2 protein-coding genes are annotated in these 4,786 nt (G+C 70.8%); both read left to right on the top strand.

Translation table 11 applies throughout. From position 1 onward, the window contains the following. Positions 1–881, top strand: an 881-nt coding sequence (locus ACFWFI_RS41080; protein ID WP_387400812.1) for an XdhC family protein, incomplete at its 5' end; no start/stop codon positions are given. Between the two features lie 207 nt (positions 882–1,088). Beyond that, entirely contained in the window at positions 1,089–4,739 is a 3,651-nt protein-coding gene (locus tag ACFWFI_RS41085) for a S8 family serine peptidase (protein ID WP_387400814.1), read from the top strand. Positions 4,740–4,786: the final 47 nt, after the last annotated feature.

Here is a 4,786-nt window from a genome sequence, read left to right on the forward strand (position 1 = left end):
TGGGCCGGACCTGTGGCGGCTACACCCCCATCTGGGTGACCCGGGGGGCCGCGGCCTCCCCCGCGCCCCGGGTGTTCGCCGCGGCGTGCGCCGCCGCCGCGGGGGGGCCGGGGGGGGCGGTCGCCCGGGTCACCGAGGGGCCGGAGAGCCTGCTCGGCCGTCCCCTGCTCGTCCACTCCGACGGCTCGTACGAAGGCGGCCTCGGCGGACATCCGGAGCTGGACCGTACGGCCGCCGCCGAGGCCGGTGCGATGCTCGACGCCGGCCGCACCGGCACCCTCACCATCGGCTCCGAGGGTTCCCGCTGCGGACGACCCCTCACCCTGCTCGTCGAATCGAGCGTCCCGCCGCCCCGGCTGATCGTCTTCGGAGCGATCGACTTCGCCGCCGCCCTGGTGCGGGCCGGGCGATTCCTCGGCTACCGCGTCACCGTCTGCGACGCCCGCCCCGTCTTCGCCACGGCGGCCCGTTTCCCCGACGCCGACGAGATCGTCGTCGACTGGCCGCACCGCTATCTGGCCACGACGGAGGTGGACGCGCGGACGGTGCTCTGCGTCCTCACGCACGACGCCAAGTTCGACGTCCCGCTGCTGGAGCTGGCCCTGCGGCTGCCGGTCGCCTACGTCGGAGCCATGGGCTCGCGCCGCACCCACCTGGAGCGCAACGAGCGGCTGCGTGAGGCAGGCGTCACCGAGCGCCAACTCGCCGCACTGCACTCGCCCATCGGACTCGACCTGGGCGCGCGCACGCCGGAGGAGACAGCCCTCTCCATCGCGGCGGAGATCGTCGCCGAGCGGCGCGGGGGCAGTGGCCTGCCGTTGAAGGGCGCACACACCCCGATCCACCACGAAAGCGGCACACCGCTGGCCTCGGTGGCCTGAACCGGACCCTCGCCGGCCGACCACCGCGGGCGGGTAGCCGCCACGGCGGTTTCACGCCAGGGGTGAAGCCGTCCGCAGCCCCGGATTTACCGGTAGATCAGCTGCATGACATTTTCCCTCTCCTCCGTTTCCGGCCGGGCGAGACCCGCTCGCGCGGGACGCAGGGCCCTGCTCATAGCGACCTCCGTCGCCCTCGTGAGCGGCGTCATGCTTCCCGCGGTGGGTTCCGCCACCGCCGCCCCGAAGCCGTCGGCCACCGAGGACCGCCACGGATCCGAGGCCCACGACTACGACATCACGCTGGTCACCGGCGACGTGGTCCACTACGCGGACGGCGCCGGCAACCAGGACACCGTCACCGTCGACCGACCCGAGGGTGCGACGGGCGGCGTGCACGTGCAGCAGGCCGGGGAGGACATCTACGTCATCCCCGACGAGGCGAGCTCCCTCCTCGCGGCGGGGAAGCTGGACCGACGGCTGTTCAACATCTCGACCCTGGTCGAGATGGGATACGACGACCAGCACTCGTCCGGCATCCCGCTGATCGCCACCTATCCGGCGAGCAAGGCCCGGTCGCTGCCCGCCGCCCCGGAGGGCAGCAACGCGGTCCGTCGTCTCGAGTCGGTCAACGGCGCGGCGCTGAAGGCCGACAAGGACGACGCCCGGGCCTTCTGGAGCGACATCAGCCGCACGGAGAAGAGCCGTTCGCTGGACAGCGGCATAGCCAAGCTGTGGCTCGACGGCAAGGTCGAGGCGGCACTCAAGGACTCCGTTCCGCAGGTCAACGCTCCGCAGGCCTGGGCCGCCGGCTTCGACGGCAAGGGCACCACGGTCGCCGTCCTGGACACCGGCATCGACGCGACGCACCCGGACGTCAAGGACCGCGTCAAGCAGTCCAAGAGCTTCGTGCCGGGCGAGGAGGTCGACGACAAGCACGGTCACGGCACACACGTCGCCTCCACCATCGCCGGTTCGGGTGCGGCCTCGGACGGCGCCAACAAGGGCGTCGCCCCCGCCGCCGACCTGATCGTCGGCAAGGTCCTGAGCAACGAGGGGTCCGGCGCCGACTCGGGCATCATCGAGGCCATGGAGTGGGCCAAGGGCGAAGGCGCCGACGTCGTCTCCATGAGCCTCGGCTCCAGCATCCCGGACGACGGCACCGATCCGATGTCGCAGGCGGTCGACGCGCTCTCCGCCGACGGCGGTCCGCTGTTCGTGATCGCCGCCGGCAACGCCTACGGAGCCGGCACCATCGGGTCACCCGGCTCCGCCGCGAGCGCCCTCACCGTCGCGGCCGTCGACAAGCAGGACGGCCGGGCCGACTTCTCCTCCATGGGCCCGCTCGTGCGGTCCCACGGTCTGAAGCCCGACCTGTCCGCCCCCGGCGTCGACATCAACGCCGCGGCCTCGCAGTCGGTCCCGGGCATCGAAGGCATGTACCAGTCGATGTCGGGCACGTCGATGGCGACCCCGCACGTCGCCGGCGCGGCGGCCATCCTGAAGCAGCGTCACCCCGAGTGGTCCGGGCAGCGCGTCAAGGACGCGCTGATGAGCTCGTCCAAGCAGCTGACCGACTACACGCCCTACCAGCAGGGCACCGGCCGCCTCGACGTGAAGGCCGCCATCGACACGACGATCGAGGCCACCGGCTCCGTCGAGGTCGCGTCGTACGACTGGCCGCACAGCGCCGAGGACGCGGTCGCGGAGCGCACCATCACCTACCGCAACACGGGTGACAAGGACGTCACGCTGAAACTGGCGACCGACACGGACGCCGCCGCCTACACCCTGTCCGCATCGGAGCTGACGGTCCCCGCGGGCTCCACCGCCGAGGCCGTCCTCTCGATCGACCCGTCGAAGATCGCGAACGACACCCAGTTCTCCGGCCAGGTCGTCGCCACAGACGCGACCGGCACGACGGTTGCCCACACCGGCTTCGCCGTGAACAAGGAGCAGGAGCTCTACGACCTGACGCTCCGTCTGCGCGACCGTGCGGGCGCGCCGATGGACGGCGTCGTGGTCCTCGCCGCGCTCGGCGACACACAGCTCGGCCTCGTCCAGGTCTCCGGTGAGACCACGCTGCGGCTGCCCCCGGGCAACTACACCGCCTGGACCTCCGCCGACATCGACGGTGACCGCGCCGACTCGAAGGCCGTGGCGTTCCTCGCGGCCCCCGAGACGATCCTCGACAAGGCCACCACGGTCACCCTCGACGCCTCCAAGGCCCGCAAGGTCAGCGTGCGCACCCCGAAGGAGACCGAGACCCGGCAGCTGCGGTACGACATGGCCCGCACGTCCCCCGAGGGAGTGGTCCAGCGTGACGCCTTCCAGATCCCTCTGACCTACGACCAGTTGTGGGCGAGCCCGACGAAGAAGGTCACCCAGGGCAGCTTCAGCTTCCTCACCCGCTGGCGCCAGGGCGAGGAGCTCATCGACCTTACGGCCGACGGCCACGACGTCCCGGTCACGGTGCAGAACGGCTCGGCCGTCGCCGAGGACAGCGAGCAGAAGCTCACCGGTGTCTTCGCCGGCAACGGCGCGGCGGCCGACTACGAGGGTCGCAGCGTCAAGGGCAAGGCCGTCGTCGTCACCCGTAGTGACGCCGTTCCGCCCGCCGAGCGGCTGGCCAACGCACTCGCGGCGGGCGCGAAGGCGCTCTTCGTCGTCAACGACGGCCGTGGAGTCTCGCTGGAGAGGTACGTGCCGTACGGCGAGCAGACCACCATTCCGGTCGCCTCGGTGCAGACGATCGCGGGCGAGACGCTGATCAAGGCGGCTCAGCGCGGCAAGAAGCTCTCCGTCGACCAGAAGAAGTTCGCTTCCTACATCTACGACCTGGTGGACCGTCACGACGGCACCGTCCCGGACCGCTCGCTGGCCTTCGCCCCGTCGGCAGGCCGGCTCGCGAAGGTGGAGAACACCTTCTACGGGCACAAGGCGACACTGGGCGGCGGCTACCGCTACGACATCCCGGACTACGGTCCGGGCCTCGGCTTCGAGGAGTACGAGAAGTTCCCGGGCACCCGCACCGAGTGGGTCAACCCGCTGCCCGGCGACTCCTTCTGGTACGAGAACCACTCGGTGCTCAACGCCGAAGCCTCCGACACTGCGCACGAGGTGCGCAGCGCCGAGCTGGACTACACGGCGGGCAGGACCTACCGAGCCGACTGGTTCGCCCCCGTCGTCGGCCCCCGGCTCGGCACCGCGTACTGGGGACCGTTCCGTACCTCGTACAACGACATGCAGTTCAACATCACGCCGTGGACGGATTCGGGTGAGGGCCACTCCGGCTCGATGCCCGAGAACGAGTACGACACCACGTCCTACGCCTTCTACCAGGGCGACACCCTGATCAAGAAGGGCGCGGGACGGGCCGGTTACGCCTGGGACCTGTCGCCCGAGAAGGTGCCGTACCGCCTGGTCATCGACTCGATGCGGGACGAGGCCACGTGGAAGACCTCGACGCGGACGCACTCCGAGTGGAACTTCGTCTCGGGTGCTCTGCCGGACGGCACGCAGCAGGCCGACATCGCGCTGCTCCAGCTCGACTACGACGTGGACACCGACCTGGCGGGTGACGTCGAGGCCGGCAGGACGATCGAGGTCGGCATCGAGTCCGGCACCCAGGCGTGGCTGGAGGGCGCGGTGAAGGCGACCAAGGCCTCGCTGTCCGTCAGCTACGACGAGGGCAAGTCCTGGAGCGCGGTGGAGCTGCGCAAGGGCTCGTCGGGCGAGTGGACCGCGAAGCTGCGGACTCCGGCCAAGGGCGCGTCCTCGGTCTCGCTCAAGGCACACACCGAGGGGCCCGGCGGCCTGGCCGTCGACCAGGAGATCATCAAGGCCTTCGGCCTGAAGTGACCCGCTGAACAGCCCCGTCGAGGTGGTCCCGCATCCCGCGTGGGGTG

The sequence above is a fragment of the Streptomyces sp. NPDC060209 genome (genome assembly GCF_042728155.1).
In the GTDB taxonomy this organism is placed as follows: Bacteria; Actinomycetota; Actinomycetes; order Streptomycetales; family Streptomycetaceae; genus Streptomyces.

Coding starts and splice junctions, on each gene's coding strand:
- ACFWFI_RS41085 (WP_387400814.1), top strand. CDS start 1,089: ATGCTTCCCGCGGTGGGTTCCGCCACCGCCGCCCCGAAGCCGTCGGCC.